Source organism: Neisseria sp. P0007.S010 (genome assembly GCF_051962875.1).
Taxonomy (GTDB): Bacteria; Pseudomonadota; Gammaproteobacteria; order Burkholderiales; family Neisseriaceae; genus Neisseria; species Neisseria subflava_A.
Window position 1 is genome coordinate 1 of sequence record NZ_JBQCUX010000013.1, and the last position, 15,439, is coordinate 15,439.

Here is a 15,439-nt window from a genome sequence, read left to right on the forward strand (position 1 = left end):
AACGGTGCGTTCAAATCGGTGGAGGAGCTGAAAAACGTGAAGGGCATCGGTGATGCGGTGCTGAACAAGTTAAAGGCAGAGGCGACGGTTTCTCCTGCAACGCCTAAGGCCGCACAGCCTGCCGTGAAAAAATAAGCCTGACGGTTAACTGCCGTATACGCCGCCCCGAGGCTGAACCGTTTGCCGGTTCGGGTTGACGGGCGGCTTTGTATGGGGGGCGACAATGAGAGCTTGGACCAATGGGGCTTCATTGGGCAAAAGGGACAAACGGAATAGGGCAACTGTGCAGAGGGGCTACTCTTTGATACAGCTGTTGGTGGTAATGCTGTTGGTTTCGATATTGGTATTAGGCCGTCTGAAAGATACTTAAGATTAGTTTTCAGACGGCCTTGTTGTAAGATGAATTTTTGATATTGGCGTACTTTTTTAAATACAGATAAAATCCCTGTTAATTATTTATAACGATATTTTTTAGGATACACAGTGCTTGCTTTGGATTATTGTCATCAAAAGGCTGCAGAAAGCCATTCCAGTTTTTTATCCGGCTTTCGTTTTTTATCGGTAGAAAAACGAAATGCGATCACTGTTTTATACGCTTTTTGTCGCGAACTAGATGATGTGGTTGATGGCTGTACCGATCCAAATGTAGCTCAGATAACGTTGAATTGGTGGCGCAGTGATTTGGAGAAAGTATTTAATAATGAGATGCCTGAGCATCCCGTTCATCAGGCTTTAAAAGATATTCGGGCAAATTTTGACTTGCCGAAGAATGAATTTGAAGCTTTGATTGATGGCATGCAGATGGATTTGGAGCAGGCTCGTTATGGTAGTTTTGATGAATTAAAGCTGTATTGCCACCGTGTTGCCGGAGTAGTGGGTTGTCTTATTGCGCGGATTTTAGGTTTTTCCAATCCGAAAACTTTGGAATATGCGGACAAAATGGGTTTGGCTTTGCAGTTGACGAACATTATTCGCGATGTGGGAGAAGATGCGCGGAAGGGAAGAATTTATCTGCCGATAGAGGAAATGCAGAAGTTTGATGTACCTGCCAACGTAATCATGCAGTGCAAACTGACAGATAATTTTGCAAAATTGATGCAATTTCAAGTGAATAGGGCGCGTGAAACTTATCGTGAAGCGATGTTGTTTTTGCCGGCTGAGGATAAGAAATCGCAAAAAGTCGGCCTGATTATGGCGGCTATTTATTATGCGTTGTTGAATGAAATTGACCGTGATGGTGCGCAAAATGTTTTGACTTATAAAATTGCGATTCCTTCTCCCCGTAAAAAACGTATTGCTTTGAAAACTTGGCTGTTTGGATTTAAACCATGAGTACTAAGCGTCCAAAAATTGCTGTGATTGGTGCTGGTTGGGCAGGTTTGTCTGCGGCGGTTTCCCTGATTCATCGAGCTGATATTTCTTTGTTTGAGGCCGGGAGACAGGCAGGCGGTAGGGCGCGTGCCTTGTCTGGGAAAGATGATGGATTCAGCTTTTTGGATAATGGGCAGCATATCTTGTTGGGTGCGTATCATGGTGTTCAAACTTTGATGCAACATATTGGCGTTAAACCTGAATCAGCCTTTTTACGCCAGCCTTTGCAATGGTACATCCATGAAGGATTACAGTTTCAGACGGCCTCTCTGCCTGCGCCTTGGCATTTGCTTGTCGGTATCCTGCGTGCGAAAAATCTTTCTTTTTCATTGAAAATCAAATTGCTGTCGGATATGTCGGCATTGCAACGTTGGGCTGCTCATCATAAAACCGATTTGACGGTTGCAAAGTGGTTGAGAACACGAAATGTTCCCCGCAGCCTGCTTGGCCATTTTTGGCAACCTTTGGTCTGGGGTGCTTTAAATACGCCGTTAGAACAGGCATCGTTGCGTATTTTATGTAATGTATTGAATGATGGTGTGTGGTCTGAAAAGGCGAACAGCGATTATCTTTTGCCTAAGCAGGATTTAGGGCGGATCGTAGCCGAACCGGCTTTGGATTTTCTACTCACGCATGGTGCAAAGATACATCTTGGAACTCGTATTTCCCATTTAAACCACCACATTGATGGTTGGATTGAAATTAATGGCGAAGTATTTGATGCGGTTGTTTTGGCTGTTGCGCCATATCATGTTGACGCGCTTTTGCCTGAAGATACGCCTGACTATATTCAGACGGCCTATCAATCGTTGCATTACCATGCGATTACTACGGTTTATTTGCGTTATGCCCAAGCAGTCAAATTGCCTGCGCCTTTAACAGGGTTTTCTGATGGTACGGCGCAATGGGTGTTACATCGGGGGGCATTGGGTTTACCGGATAATGAAGTCGCGGTTGTCATCAGCGTTTCCGATTGCACCGAGGCTTGGAAGGATAAAGATTTGGCCGAGAAAGCTCATGCGGACATTAAGCGGATTTGTCCGGATTTGGGTAAGCCTGAAGCCGTACGCATTATTACGGAAAAGCGCGCGACTACGGCGGCAACGGTTGATTTTGTACAACCAGATTTCTCATGGTTGCACCATCGCCGTATTTATCCGGCCGGCGACTATCTCCATCCGCGCTATCCGGCAACATTGGAGGCTGCGGTTCAGTCTGGCTTTGCAGCGGCTGAAAAGCTTATGCTGGATTTACAGGTTGAATAAACGGAGGCCGTCTGAATGTTCAGATGGCCTTTTTGACTTTACAAAACTTACCAAGCCGATACAATATCCGAAACCATAAAGTTCAAGGAAAAGTCATGACGACATTAGCGAACAAAACGATCTTGATTACCGGCGCATCCCAAGGCTTGGGTGAGCAGGTTGCCAAAGCTTATGCGGCTGCGGGAGCGACTGTCATTTTGGTGGCGCGTCATCAAAAGCGTTTGGAAAAAGTATATGATGCCATTGTGGCTGTGGGCAGCCCTGAGCCGTTTGCCATCTGCTTTGATTTAATGAGCGCGGAGGAGAAAGAGTTTAAGCAATTCGTGGAAACTATTGATGAAGCAACCGGCGGAAAATTGGATGGCGTGGTGCATTGCGCCAGCTATTTCTATGCCTTGTCGCCATTGGACTTCCAAACCGTATCGGAATGGGTCAACCAATACCGCATCAATACCGTTGCGCCTATGGGCTTGACCCGTGCGCTGTTCCCATTGTTGAAGCAATCCGGAGACGCTTCTGTGATTTTTGTCGGCGAAAGCCACGGTGAGAAACCGCAGGCCTATTGGGGCGGTTTCGGTGCCTCCAAAGCCGCGCTCAATTATTTGTGTAAAGTGGCCGCGGATGAGTGGGAACGTTTTGACAACCTGCGTGCCAATGTTTTGGTGCCGGGCGCCATCAATTCGCCGCAACGTATCAAATCTCATCCGGGCGAATCGAAAAGCGAACGTAAAAACTACGAAGATGTCCTGCCGCAATTTATTTGGTGGGCAAGCCGAGAGAGCAGGGGGCGGACAGGCGAAATCGTCTATCTGTAAATATACCTGCTCAGAGTGGTTTGAAAACATGAGGCCGTCTGAAATCTGTATCTTCAGACGGCCTTTAACTTATTGAGTTTTATATCTAAATAATATGGAAGTTTGATGTTTGACGTGCTAGCAGGCAAACATTAGGCTGGCACAAAATTAGATATAGTAATCTAAGTTATAGTTGTATTGGATAAATATGACGGAATTTGACTTTATCAGACAATATTTGCAGCGACAAAAATCGGAAGGTCTGATTTTGGGCATAGGGGACGATGCCGCTATTATTCGCCCAAGTAACGGATTTGATTTATGTTTTAGCGCTGATATGTTGGTCAAAGGCAGACATTTTTTTGAAGATGTTTTGCCTGAAGATTTGGCATGGAAAATGCTTGCAGTAAATTTGTCCGATATGGCCGCAATGGGTGCCAAGCCGCGTTGGGTGTTGCTCAGTGCTGCGTTGCCTGAATTGAATCAAGACTGGCTCAAACGCTTTTGCGATAGCTTTTTTGCTTTGGCTGCGCGTTTTGATACGGTGTTGATTGGTGGCGATACCACCAAAGGCGATTTGGTCTTTAATGTAACAATAGTAGGTGAAGTTCCGACAGGGTATGCCCTGCGGCGTGATGCGGCCGAAGTCGGCGACGATATTTGGGTATCGGGTCGGTTGGGTTTGGCTGCCGCTGCGTTGAACAAACATCTGGGGCATTATCAATTGCCGTCTGAAATCATGGCGGTTTGCGATGATAAATTGCTCCGTCCGGAGCCGCGTGTTTCATTGGGTCAGGCATTGTTGCCATTTGCCCATGCTGCGCAAGATGTTTCAGACGGCCTGGCTCAAGATGTGGGACATATTTTAAAAGCCTCTGCTGTCGGAGCGGAAATATTTGCCGATTGTGTGCCGTCGTTGCCTGAATTGAAAAACGTTTTGTCGCGCGAGCAATGGTTGTCGGCAGTATTGGCCGGCGGCGATGATTACGAACTGATTTTTACTGCCGCTCCAGAAGACAGGGAACGCGTTTGTCAGGCAGCGAAACAAAGTGGCGTACCGGTCGCCCGAATTGGTAAAATGACTGACTCAGGCCGTCTGAATATTTTGGATGCCGAAGGCGGCGTATTGGAACTGACTTCTTTAGGATTTGATCATTTTGGCTGAACGTAAACCTACTTTTTCTTGGCTGTTGCACAAACCATTGTGTTTTTTAGGATTCGGTTTCGGCAGCGGCTTGTCGCCGGTTGCGCCGGGTACGGCCGGAACGCTGGCAGCATTACCTCTGGCTTTTGTATTGTGCCTGTTGGGCATAGACGGCTGGATATTGCTTTTATTGTGTATCGCCTTGTTTTTTTGGGGTATCCGCATTTGCGGTTATACCGAGAGGGAATTGGGTATTCAGGATTACGGCGGTATCGTCTGGGATGAAATTGTCGCGATGCTGCTGGTGCTGTCACTGATTCCGTTTAAATGGAGCTGGTGGCTGGTGGCTTTTGTTATTTTCCGCTTGTTTGATGCGTTGAAACCCTGGCCGATCAAATGGTTTGACCGGCGGATTCATGGAGGTTTGGGCATTATGCTTGATGATTTGATTGCGGCTGTGATGACTTTATTGGTCTTGGGGCTATTTCATTGGATTGCGTGATGTGTTTTAAGTGTTTCGACCCTTTGCAAAAATAGGGCGGACACGCCGGAATTATCCGGTTTTAAATAAAATAAATATACGGGTGAACAATTATGAACGAAATCGAGATTAACGTGGAGCCGCGTTATATGGCCGGCCAAAGCGACGTCTACCGCGACCGCTACGCCTTCAATTATCTGATTACTATCTGCAACCGCAGCGATGAAATCATTACTTTGCGTCAGCGTTTTTGGGAAATCACCGACGGACACGGTGAAACAGAGCAAGTCGGTCATGCCGGCTTGATTGAAGAGCAACCTGTTTTGTACCCGGGCGAAGCCTATGAGTACAACAGCGGTTCGCAAATCAGCACGCCTTGGGGCAGTATCGAAGGCGCGTATGAGTTTGAAGACAGCATCGGCAAACGTTTCGTTATCGGAGTGCCGAAGCTTGAATTCAAAGCAGGCTTTACTTTGCAATAGGCCGTCTGAAAAATGAAAAACCGGAACATGGGAAATGTTCCGGTTTTGTTTTTTCAGACGGCCTTATCAGTCTTTGCAAGGTTGTACCAATACCCATGGCGCTACAACGACCGCCCACATTTCCTGCTTATCCGCTAGAAAAGTACGCGCCATATCATCGCTGACGGTACCGAATTTGCCTTGTTCCATCCATTGTTTCAATGGCACGGCTTCATCTTCGGCAACATGGCGGGCAACGGCAATCAAATCCAAATCGGGCGCAACATAGACGGCGGCACCGCGTGCGAAGTGGGGTTGCAGCTCTTCCCATGAAATGCGGGCGGTTTCGGTATTGAGTTTTTCGTTTAAGAGTGGAATAGACATAGGACAATCATCAAATAAAAAACGGATTGTAACCGATATTCGGCCTTTTGCCCGATGCCGTCTGAAAACGAAAGAAATTTACAGGGTTAACGTTATACAGTATCATTTTAATGTTTTAATTTTCTTTCAGACGGCCTGTTGTCCGTATTCGGGCAAGGGCGGTTTTAGGCTTATGAATTCTGTATTGTTGACCGGATTGCTGCAAAGGCTGCTGATTGCGCTTGTCGCATTGGTGGCGTTGTGGGCTGTATATTTTTGGGCGGTATCACCATGAGTATCGTGGTGGAAAATCTGACGGTCAGCTATCAGCGCAGGCCGGTGGTGCACCATGTGGATATGGTGTTTGAAGATGGCAAGATGTGGACGATTTTCGGGCCGAACGGCGCGGGTAAATCGACCCTGCTCAAAGCCATTATGGGCTTGCAGAAGACGGACACGGGCAGTGTGCGCTATGAAAGTATGGCGCGCAAGGACATTGCCTATCTGCCGCAGCAGTCGGACATTGACCGCAGCCAGCCGATGACGGTGTTTGAACTGGCGGCGATGGGGCTGTGGTATGAAATCGGATTTTTCGGACGAGTGAACGCGGCGCAGAAAAAGCGCGTGATGGCGGCGTTGGAACGCGTGGAAATGCAGGATTTTGCCACGCGCCAAATTGCGCATTTGTCCAATGGTCAGTTCCAACGCGTATTGTTTGCGCGGATGCTGGTGCAGGATGCCAAATTTTTGCTGCTGGATGAGCCGTTTAATGCAGTGGATGCGCGGACGACTTATGCGCTGTTGGAAGTTTTGCGCCAATGCCATCAGGACGGTCAGGCGGTGATTGCCGTGTTGCATGATTACGAGCAGGTGAGGGCATATTTTGCCAACACGCTGCTTTTGGCGCGTGAAAAAGTGACTGCCGGTGCGACTGAAAATGTGTTGACCGATGAATTTTTGGCACAGGCAAACCGAATGATGCAGAAACAGGAAGCGGCCTATTGGTGCGCGGTTTAATGGACAAGGCCGTCTGAAAGTAAGTGTTTTTCAGACGGCCTCAGGCTTTCAGAGATTAATAAAAAAGCGATAAAACATGGATTTATATGATTTGGTCGTCGCGCCGTTTGCCGAATTTGACTTTATGCGCTATGCCCTGGCGTCGATTTTCTGCTTGGCATTGAGCGCGGCGCCTGTCGGTGTATTTTTGGTAATGCGCCGCATGAGTTTGGTGGGTGATGCCTTGAGCCATGCGGTTTTGCCCGGTGCGGCCATTGGTTATATGTTTGCCGGCTTGAGTTTGCCTGCGATGAGCGTCGGCGGTTTTGCGGCCGGTTTGCTGATGGCTTTGTTGGCCGGTTTGGTCAGCCGGTTTACTTCATTGAAAGAAGACGCGAACTTTGCCGCATTTTATTTGAGCAGCCTTGCCATCGGCGTGGTTTTGGTCAGCAAAAACGGCAGCAGCGTCGATTTGCTGCATTTGTTGTTTGGCTCGGTATTGGCGGTGGATATTCCGGCTTTGCAGCTGATTGCCGTTTCTGCGAGTGTGACTATTTTGATGATGGCGGTCATGTTCCGCCCGCTGGTGTTGGAAAGCATAGACCCTTTGTTCCTCAAGGCTGTCGGCGGTAAGGGCGGTTTTTGGCATGTGTTGTTTTTGGTGCTGGTCGTGATGAATCTGGTTGCCGGTTTTCAGGCATTGGGTACGCTGATGTCGGTCGGTTTGATGATGTTGCCGGCGATTACCGCCAGACTGTGGGCGAAAAGCATGGGTTGGCTGATGATTTTGTCGGTTGCATTGGCTTTGCTTTGCGGCTTGGCAGGATTGTTGTTTTCCTACCATATCGAAATCCCGTCCGGCCCGGCGATTATTTTATGCTGCGGCACGCTTTACCTAATTTCCGTCGTGTTTGGTTGGGAGGGCGGTATTTTGGCAAAATGGTTGCGCCGTAAAAAACACCGTACGGCATGATTTTTCAGACGGCCGCTTGAATAATCAGGCGGTCTGTTTTATGATGATGTTAATGTTACGTTATATCAATGGAGAGAATATGAAACATTGGAAACTCGGCATCGTTGCCGCATTATTGACCGGTGCCGCTTATGCTGCTCCGTTGCCTGTTGTGACCAGCTTCAGCATTTTGGGCGACGTGGCCAAACAGATTGGTGGCGACCGTGTGGCTGTTCAAAGCTTGGTGGGCCCCAACCAAGACAGCCATGCCTACCACATGACCAGTGGCGACATCAAAAAAATCCGCAGTGCTAAATTGGTATTGCTTAACGGTTTGGGCTTGGAAGCCGCCGATGTACAGCGTGCAGTCAAACAGAGTAAAGTTCCTTTCGCCGAAGCGACCAAAGGCATTCAGGCTTTGAAAGCAGAAGAGGGCGGCCATCATCATGACCACGATCACGAAGGCCATCATCACGATCACGGCGAGTTTGATCCGCACGTTTGGACCGACCCCGTCCTGATGGGCACTTATGCGCAAAACGTTGCCAATGCGCTGATTCAAGCCGACCCTGAAGGCAAAACCTACTATCAGCAACGTTTGGGCAACTATCAAATGCAGCTAAAAAAACTGCACAGCGATGCGCAGGCTGCCTTTAATGCCGTACCTGCAGCCAAGCGTAAAGTCTTGACCGGACACGATGCGTTCTCTTACATGGGTAAACGCTACAATATTGAATTCATCGCCCCTCAAGGCGTGAGCAGCGAAGCCGAGCCGTCTGCCAAACAAGTGGCTTCCATTATCCGCCAAATCAAACGCGAGGGCATTAAAGCCGTCTTTACTGAAAACATCAAAGACACGCGCATGATTGACCGTATCGCCAAAGAAACCGGCGTCAATGTCAGCGGACGTTTGTATTCCGATGCATTGGGTGGTGCACCGGCCAACAGCTACATCGGCATGTACCGCTACAATGTCAAAGTTATGACCGATGCCATGAAAAAATAAAGCGGCTTAAGGATAAAGGCCGTCTGAAACCTTAAAAACAAGGTTTCAGACGGCCTTTTATATGCTTATTTTTAAAATAAACCGTCAAATTTTAAATATAAAAATAAAATTTGTGCTATTAAAAGTTTAATTATCAAAAATTCATGCTAATTTGCTTGGTAAGCACGCACCATCCGTGCGAATTGCTTATCGGCTGTCCGTCAGCCACTCACGGCTTGACTTCACCCTGTTACAATTCGGCATCTTCACGTTTCTTAATATTACATCATGAGCAACCATTCATCTTGGTCATCCAAAATCGGCTTTGTGCTTGCTGCGGCAGGCTCGGCCATCGGTTTGGGTGCAATTTGGAAATTCCCTTATACAGCCGGTACAAACGGCGGCGCCGTATTCTTTCTTTTGTTTTTGATTTTCACCATTTTGGTGGCTTTGCCGGTTCAACTGGCCGAGTTTTACATCGGTCGTACAGGCGGTAAAAACGCTATTGATTCCTTTAAAGTATTACGTCCGGGTTCGCAGTGGCCGTGGGTCGGTCGCATGGGTGTGGCCGCGTGTTTTATCTTGCTGTCGTTTTACAGCGTGGTTGGCGGCTGGGTATTGAACTACGTCGTGCACAGCTTTACCGGCGAGATTCATGCCGGTGCGGATTTTGAAGCCTTGTTCGGCAAAACGATTTCTTCGCCGTTTGGTTCGTTGTTTTACCAAGGCTTGTTCATGCTGATTACCATTTGGGTGGTTAAAGGCGGCGTTTCAGACGGCATTGAAAAGGCAAACCGCGTGTTGATGCCGGGTTTGTTTATCCTCTTTATCGCGCTGGCTGTCCGTTCGCTGACTTTGCCCGGCGCAATGGAGGGCGTGGCATTCTTGTTGAAACCGGATTGGTCGTATTTGAAACCGGGCACGATGCTGACTGCTTTGGGCCAGGCATTTTTTGCCTTGAGTATCGGCGTGTCCGCGATGATTACCTATGCTTCGTATTTGGGTAAGGACCAGGATATGTTCCGTTCCGGCCATATGATTATGTGGATGAACCTGTTTGTGTCGCTGCTGGCCGGATTGGTTATTTTCCCTGCGGTATTTGCCTTCGGTTTTGAGCCCGGCCAAGGACCTGGTTTGATTTTTATTGTGTTGCCTGCAGTATTCATGAAAATGCCGATGGGTACATATTTGTTTGCCGTGTTCATGCTGTTGGTTGTCTTTGCGACGCTGACTTCCGCGTTTTCTATGTTGGAAACCGTTATCGCAGCAACCATCCGCCAAGACGAGAAAAAGCGCAGCAGTCACGCTTGGGTAACAGGTATTGCGATTTTCATAGTCGGTATTCCTTCGGCGCTGTCTTTCGGCGTGTGGAGCGAGTTTAAAATTTTCGGCAAAACCATTTTTGACTTGTGGGACTTCATTATCTCCGCCGTCATCATGCCGATTGGCGCATTGAGCGTTGCCGTGTTTACGTCATGGATTCAAGATAAACAGTCTGTCCTGCGTGATGCGGGCATGGGCAGCACCATTCCGAAACAGCTGCTTTATCTGTGGCTGGGTACGCTTCGCTATCTTGCGCCGATTGCGATTATTGTGGTGTTCATCAACTCTTTGGGTTTGATTTAATCCGATAGTGAGCAAACAGTCCGGCGTTGCATTGCTTCGACGGACTGTTTGTTTAAAAACATCCTTAAAAATATTAAGGCCGTCTGAAAAATTTTCAGACGGCCTTTTTATATACGCAAGAGGCTAATTAGAACTTCGCTTGCAGTCTCAGCCATGCAGTACGGCCGGGTTCGTTCACGCGCATGGTTTGTGTACCGGCAGACGGGTCTCCGCCGCGGCTGACGAATTCAGCATAGGTTTTGTTGAACACGTTGTCCACGCCGCCTTGCAATGTGGCGTATTTGCTGAATTTCCAACCAGCGTTAAGCGAGAGTACGCCAAAGCCTGAAGAAGCACCGATGTCTTGGCCGACAATATTGCCTTGGCCTTTGCTGTAACGGTTTTGTTTGGCCACGACGCGCCATAATGCGCCCGCGCTGAATTTGCCGTTGTCAAAGGCGAGGGTGTTGTTCCACTCGAGCGGCGGCGTTTGTGCCAAAGGTTTGCCATCTGTACGGTTTTTGCCGTGGGTATAGGCAAGGCTGGTGCCGACTTCCCAGTTAGGCGCAAATGTCCATTTGACTTCGGCTTCGCCGCCAAAGCGTGAAGCGTTGATGTTGCGTACGTTGAAATCCATGCCTTGGCGCTCCATCATGATGAAGTCTTTGATGTTGCTGCCGAATACGGATACAGATGCGTGGAGGTTAGGACGTTTCCAGATTACACCAGCATCGATTTGGCGGTTTTGCTCTGCGCGGATGGCTTTGTTTTCAGAGCGCAGGCGTTCCCAGTAGTCAGGCGCACGTTCGGCAATACCGAAGCCGGCATAGTATTTCAGGCCGTTGTCCGTATTTCTTTCCCAACGCAGGAAGCCTGAGTTCAAATTGAATTTTTGATGTTTCAAAACGGGGTCGGTCACGCGCGCGGTATCGTAATGCGCTTTGACTTGGTCATGGCGCAAACCTGCTACCCAGCGTTGATTATCGGCTTGCTGCCAAGAGGCTTCGGTGAAAATACCCCATTGTTTGAAACTTTGGTTGGGCATGTAAGGCTTGTGGCTGTAGCCGTCGCCACCACGCTCATGACGCGCGACGTGGACGTCATCCAAATAATCCAAACCGGTTTGCAGGTTGAGCTTGTCCCAGTCGAAAGTGGCTTTCAGACGGCCTGTATCGGTATTACGTTTAGGGTTGTTGGCATTTTTAATCTGCTTGCCGGCAGGATTGTAGATGGTACGCAGGCTGTATGTGTCCATCACGTGGTCGATTTCGCTTTTACCGTAGCGCAGTTCCAACTCGCTGAACCATGGAGTAAGGTTGCGTTGGGTAAAGCGGATGTTCCATGCATCACGGTCGAATTTGCTGCCGTCCATCATGCGGTCGGCGTAGGCAACCTTGGCTCTGCTGCGTTCGTATGTGCCGGCAATGGTGGTGTTTTCTGTCGGGGTAACACCCAGTTGCAACATTTGGCTGTCGCGTTTGAAGTGGGAGTGAATGCGGTTGCCGTCGCCGTCTTTGTAATCGTCGGCTTCGTTATGGGAGATATTGGTACGGACATAGCCGTATTTGCCGCCGAACTCGGCTTCCAGCGAGCCGTCAAGGCGGTCGTTGCTGCCCGCCGTCAGGGTGGCGTTGATGTTGTAAGGTTTTTCAGTGAAATCAGGATCTTTACGGATAAATTGCACCGAGCCGCTGACCAAGCCCATACCTTGGGTAACGGTTTGCGGGCCTTTGGTGACCACGACTTTATCAAATGAATTTGGGTGAATATAGGCAGTCGGCGGGTCCATGCGCATACCGCAACCGCCATAAATAAACTGGTCGTCGGCGTTAACGGACAAGCGCGAGCCGCCCAAGCCACGGAACAGCGGATCGCCCGAGCTGCCGCCTTTGCGGATGATGCTCATATTAGGCACGGATTGCAAAAGGTCTGCCCCGTCACCGGCAGGGAGGGGTTGCAAAGCAGCTTTGGGGTTGAAAGTAACGCGGTTGGCTTTTTCTTGTTGTGTGCCGGTGACGGTGACAGGGGAAAGGGTAACAGTTTCTTCAGGTACAGGATCAGTGTCTGCCCATGCTTGGGATACGGCTAAGACGATAGGCAAGATAAGTAATGGTGGGTATTTCATGTGGTTTCTCTCTATTATTAAGTGTCATGTCGAGTAATACTTAAGTAGTATATATAAAGTTTAATAAAATTAAAACATACTGTTTTTAACTTATATCAATATTTATCATTTTATTTGCATGTTTTGCTGGTTCGTGATTTGGTTATACCAGTGATGGTAAAATTTGATTCTTCTTAAGCAGTTAATGAAAATACCAATATGGGTTTAAACTTGATTATTTGGAATTTCATTAATTTAATTATTTAACTAAAAGCAAGAAGATATTTGGTATAGAAAGCGTCATTTGCTTATGATTTTCTATTGATGTTGCGATTTGATAACATTTCTTGACGAAAAAATAGGAGATTGATTAGAATGGGCGGCCAATTGGTCAATCCAATTTATGGCCGTCTGAATAAAACTGTCCTTCAATCATCAGGAATACAACATGACGAAATTGGTTCGTCCGCAGAAAATCAGCGATCAGGTTTTAGCCGTTTTGGAAGAACGTATCGCTACCGGCATTTATGAAGAAGGCAGTAAATTGCCTCCCGAACGTACGCTTGCGGAAGAATTCGGCGTATCGCGTCCGTCGGTCAGGGTGGCATTGAATATCTTGATTGCCAAGCAGGTTTTGGAAGCGCGGCAGGGCGATGGCTATTATGTTTCCGTCAAGCCGCAACAGGATTTTTTACAAAGCTGGCAGGAGTTGCTCGGCAAACATACCAATTGGGAAACAGATGTATTCGATTTCAGCTGTCACGTTGAAGGCTGTATGGCGGCGCTGGCCGCCGAAAGACGGACTGATGCTGATTTGAAACGCATTGACTTCTGGCGGCAGAAGTTCGAGACGGCCTGTGAAAGCGGAAATTTGGAGCATCAAGCCGAAGCAGACGTCAGCTTCCATCAAACCATTGCCGATGCTGCACACAATATCCTATTCAGTCATCTTTCCAGTAGCCTGCTCAAAATGCTTTATCAGCAAACACGCAGCGGCATTATCTATATCCATCAAACCGAAGACCCGCGCCCGACATTGATTGCCCAGCACCGCGCTATTTTTGAAGCCGTTGCGCAGGCCAAACCGGCGGAGGCTGCTGAAGCGGCCAAGCTACATTTGAATTATGTCGCCCGCCGCATTTTGCAGGACAGGGAATATCAAAGCCGCAGCGAGCATGCGGATGTATTGGCACAAAACGATTTGAAACGAGTAGATTGGTAGCGTTTAAAAATAATCAGGCCGTCTGAATTTTTCAGACGGCCTAATTTTGCAAATAAGGACTTTTAGTGCCACAATTTGCATCAATTCTGTCTGAAAACAAAGGAAGCACCATGTACCGTCATGTCGAGTATTATCCGGGTGACCCGATTTTGAGTTTGGTTGAAACCTTCAAGCGCGACGAGCGCCCTGAAAAAGTCAATTTGAGCATCGGCATTTATTTTGATGACGAAGGCAAAATGCCGGTTTTGGAATCTGTCCGCCGAGCAGAAGCAGAGCGTGCGGCTGTACCGCGCCCATCGCCTTATCTGCCGATGGAAGGTTTGGACACTTATCGAAGCGCCGTTCAGTGTTTGCTGTTTGGGCAGGATAATCAGGCGCTGGCAGAAGGGCGCGTTGCAACCATACAGACTTTGGGCGGTTCGGGGGCGTTGAAAGTCGGTGCCGACTTTTTGCACCGTTGGTTCCCCGATGCAAAAGCCTATGTCAGCGATCCGACTTGGGACAACCATAAAGGCATTTTTGAAGGCGCAGGTTTTGAAGTGGGGACGTATCCTTATTACAACCCTGAAACCGTCGGCGTGAAATTTGAAGAAATGACTGCGTTTTTCAAAACATTACCGGAAAACAGCGTCTTGATCTTGCACCCATGCTGTCAAAATCCGACCGGCGTAGATATGTCGCAAGCACAATGGGATGAGGTGTTGGACATCATCAAAACGCACAAGCTGATTTCATTTATGGATATTGCCTATCAAGGTTTCGGCGAGGATTTGGACAGCGATGCCTATGCGATCCGTAAAGCCGTCGAAATGGGACTGCCTTTGTTTGTCAGCAACTCTTTCTCGAAAAACCTGTCGCTGTATGGCGAACGCGTCGGCGGTTTGAGCGTAGTGTGTCCCAATAAGGAAGAAGCAGAGCTGGTGTTCGGACAGTTGAAATTTACCGTCCGCCGCATTTATTCCAGCCCTGCTGCGCATGGTGCATATATTGCATCTGATGTGATGAACAGCGATGATTTGCGCGCTTTGTGGGAAAACGAGGTTTACGCCATGCGCGACCGCATCCGTGCCATGCGTCAGAAACTTTATGATGTTTTGACGGCCAAAATCCCCAATCGCGATTTCAGCTATTTCATCAAACAGCGCGGTATGTTCAGCTATACAGGCCTGACCGTAGAGCAGGTACACCGCCTGCGTGACGAGTTTGCCGTTTACCTGCTGGATTCAGGCAGGATGTGTGTGGCAGGATTGAATGCATCGAATATCGATTATGTGGCCGAAGCATTTGCCAAAGTGTTGCAATAGCCGTTCAATCTGAAATTGAATGTAGTTTTATTTGAAGTAAATCAAAAGGCCGTCTGAAAAATTTTCATCTTTCAGACGGCCTATTTATAATTGGCGCACCCAACAGGGATCGAACCTGTGACCTCCAGCTTCGGAAACTGACACTCTTCCAACTGAGCTATGGGTGCGAAAGCCGTAAGGTTAACGCATATTGGCTTTATTGGCAAAGTTTATCTTGAAAGTGTCTGAAAGTGGCATTGGCGGTCACTTTTTTGCATAGCTGGAATAATCAATTAACTACAAAGGCTTAGCAGAATTTAGATGGCCTTTTGAGGATTTTTGCGTATCTTTTTCTCAAGATGGATTGGAAAGCCTTTGCGAATTCAGTATAATCCAGCAAAATATTGTTAACT

Annotated in this window: 14 protein-coding genes, 1 tRNA gene and 1 pseudogene; 13 read left to right on the forward strand and 3 right to left on the reverse strand. The window is 48.1% G+C overall.

The features are described from left to right. The 7 genes and pseudogenes from ACTHR7_RS09320 to apaG all read left to right on the forward strand — a co-directional run. Positions 1-135, forward strand: a pseudogene (locus ACTHR7_RS09320) (ComEA family DNA-binding protein); the annotation flags it as partial. A gap of 348 nt (positions 136-483) precedes the next feature. Beyond that, positions 484-1,332: a presqualene diphosphate synthase HpnD gene (gene hpnD, locus ACTHR7_RS09325; protein ID WP_293208435.1), complete on the forward strand. Its 849-nt coding sequence runs from the start codon at positions 484-486 to the stop codon at positions 1,330-1,332. Then, positions 1,329-2,636 carry a hydroxysqualene dehydroxylase HpnE gene (gene hpnE, locus ACTHR7_RS09330; protein WP_293208438.1) on the forward strand — a complete coding sequence of 436 codons (1,308 nt, stop codon included), beginning with the start codon at positions 1,329-1,331 and terminating at the stop codon, positions 2,634-2,636. Before hpnD ends, hpnE begins: the two co-directional genes overlap by 4 nt. A gap of 95 nt (positions 2,637-2,731) precedes the next feature. Next, positions 2,732-3,451, forward strand: coding sequence for an SDR family oxidoreductase (locus ACTHR7_RS09335; RefSeq protein WP_293208441.1), 720 nt, complete (start codon positions 2,732-2,734; stop codon positions 3,449-3,451). 187 nt (positions 3,452-3,638) lie between these two features. Next, positions 3,639-4,595, forward strand: a complete 957-nt coding sequence (gene thiL, locus ACTHR7_RS09340) for a thiamine-phosphate kinase (protein ID WP_440370700.1) — start codon at positions 3,639-3,641, stop codon at positions 4,593-4,595. Further along, positions 4,588-5,076 (forward strand): phosphatidylglycerophosphatase A family protein, encoded by a 489-nt coding sequence (locus tag ACTHR7_RS09345; protein ID WP_440370701.1) that lies wholly within the window; start codon positions 4,588-4,590, stop codon positions 5,074-5,076. Before thiL ends, ACTHR7_RS09345 begins: the two co-directional genes overlap by 8 nt. 92 nt (positions 5,077-5,168) lie before the next feature. Then, on the forward strand, positions 5,169-5,537 hold the full coding sequence (apaG, locus tag ACTHR7_RS09350) for a Co2+/Mg2+ efflux protein ApaG (RefSeq protein ID WP_003682575.1): 369 nt from the start codon (positions 5,169-5,171) through the stop codon (positions 5,535-5,537). 66 nt (positions 5,538-5,603) lie between these two features. Here the strand turns inward: apaG and ACTHR7_RS09355 are convergent, their stop codons facing one another. After that, the gene (locus ACTHR7_RS09355) at positions 5,604-5,900 is read right to left on the reverse strand and encodes a DUF2288 domain-containing protein (protein WP_440370702.1); all 297 of its coding nucleotides are present in this window, start codon (positions 5,898-5,900) and stop codon (positions 5,604-5,606) included. Between the two features lie 270 nt (positions 5,901-6,170). Here ACTHR7_RS09355 and ACTHR7_RS09360 point away from each other — a divergent pair, with 270 nt between their 5' ends. The 4 genes from ACTHR7_RS09360 to ACTHR7_RS09375 all read left to right on the forward strand — a co-directional run bounded on the left by ACTHR7_RS09360 (position 6,171) and on the right by ACTHR7_RS09375 (position 10,438). Then, positions 6,171-6,896: a metal ABC transporter ATP-binding protein gene (locus tag ACTHR7_RS09360; RefSeq protein ID WP_440370721.1), complete on the forward strand. Its 726-nt coding sequence runs from the start codon at positions 6,171-6,173 to the stop codon at positions 6,894-6,896. A gap of 76 nt (positions 6,897-6,972) precedes the next feature. Further along, complete coding sequence (locus ACTHR7_RS09365) at positions 6,973-7,848, forward strand: metal ABC transporter permease (RefSeq protein ID WP_440370703.1); 876 nt, start codon at positions 6,973-6,975, stop codon at positions 7,846-7,848. 79 nt (positions 7,849-7,927) lie between these two features. Then, the gene (locus ACTHR7_RS09370) at positions 7,928-8,833 is read left to right on the forward strand and encodes a metal ABC transporter solute-binding protein, Zn/Mn family (RefSeq protein WP_049331107.1); all 906 of its coding nucleotides are present in this window, start codon (positions 7,928-7,930) and stop codon (positions 8,831-8,833) included. A gap of 267 nt (positions 8,834-9,100) precedes the next feature. After that, positions 9,101-10,438 (forward strand): sodium-dependent transporter, encoded by a 1,338-nt coding sequence (locus tag ACTHR7_RS09375; protein ID WP_440370704.1) that lies wholly within the window; start codon positions 9,101-9,103, stop codon positions 10,436-10,438. A 127-nt stretch (positions 10,439-10,565) separates the two neighbouring features. Here the strand turns inward: ACTHR7_RS09375 and ACTHR7_RS09380 are convergent, their stop codons facing one another. Further along, on the reverse strand, positions 10,566-12,542 hold the full coding sequence (locus tag ACTHR7_RS09380) for a TonB-dependent copper receptor (protein WP_070607624.1): 1,977 nt from the start codon (positions 12,540-12,542) through the stop codon (positions 10,566-10,568). A gap of 427 nt (positions 12,543-12,969) precedes the next feature. On the opposite strand from ACTHR7_RS09380, the gene ACTHR7_RS09385 reads away from it, so the two are divergent. Further along, on the forward strand, positions 12,970-13,743 hold the full coding sequence (locus ACTHR7_RS09385; RefSeq protein ID WP_070589682.1) for a FadR/GntR family transcriptional regulator: 774 nt from the start codon (positions 12,970-12,972) through the stop codon (positions 13,741-13,743). A gap of 110 nt (positions 13,744-13,853) precedes the next feature. Beyond that, positions 13,854-15,047 (forward strand): amino acid aminotransferase, encoded by a 1,194-nt coding sequence (locus tag ACTHR7_RS09390; RefSeq protein WP_440370705.1) that lies wholly within the window; start codon positions 13,854-13,856, stop codon positions 15,045-15,047. 91 nt (positions 15,048-15,138) lie between these two features. On the opposite strand, the gene ACTHR7_RS09395 is transcribed toward ACTHR7_RS09390, so the two are convergent. After that, positions 15,139-15,214: transfer RNA gene (locus ACTHR7_RS09395), tRNA-Arg, on the reverse strand. Between the last annotated feature and the right edge of the window lie 225 nt (positions 15,215-15,439).

Coding starts and splice junctions, on each gene's coding strand:
- hpnE (WP_293208438.1), top strand. CDS start 1,329: ATGAGTACTAAGCGTCCAAAAATTGCTGTGATTGGTGCTGGTTGGGCA.
- ACTHR7_RS09335 (WP_293208441.1), top strand. CDS start 2,732: ATGACGACATTAGCGAACAAAACGATCTTGATTACCGGCGCATCCCAA.
- thiL (WP_440370700.1), top strand. CDS start 3,639: ATGACGGAATTTGACTTTATCAGACAATATTTGCAGCGACAAAAATCG.
- apaG (WP_003682575.1), top strand. CDS start 5,169: ATGAACGAAATCGAGATTAACGTGGAGCCGCGTTATATGGCCGGCCAA.
- ACTHR7_RS09355 (WP_440370702.1), bottom strand. CDS start 5,900: ATGTCTATTCCACTCTTAAACGAAAAACTCAATACCGAAACCGCCCGC.
- ACTHR7_RS09360 (WP_440370721.1), top strand. CDS start 6,171: ATGAGTATCGTGGTGGAAAATCTGACGGTCAGCTATCAGCGCAGGCCG.
- ACTHR7_RS09365 (WP_440370703.1), top strand. CDS start 6,973: ATGGATTTATATGATTTGGTCGTCGCGCCGTTTGCCGAATTTGACTTT.
- ACTHR7_RS09370 (WP_049331107.1), top strand. CDS start 7,928: ATGAAACATTGGAAACTCGGCATCGTTGCCGCATTATTGACCGGTGCC.
- ACTHR7_RS09375 (WP_440370704.1), top strand. CDS start 9,101: ATGAGCAACCATTCATCTTGGTCATCCAAAATCGGCTTTGTGCTTGCT.
- ACTHR7_RS09380 (WP_070607624.1), bottom strand. CDS start 12,542: ATGAAATACCCACCATTACTTATCTTGCCTATCGTCTTAGCCGTATCC.
- ACTHR7_RS09385 (WP_070589682.1), top strand. CDS start 12,970: ATGACGAAATTGGTTCGTCCGCAGAAAATCAGCGATCAGGTTTTAGCC.
- ACTHR7_RS09390 (WP_440370705.1), top strand. CDS start 13,854: ATGTACCGTCATGTCGAGTATTATCCGGGTGACCCGATTTTGAGTTTG.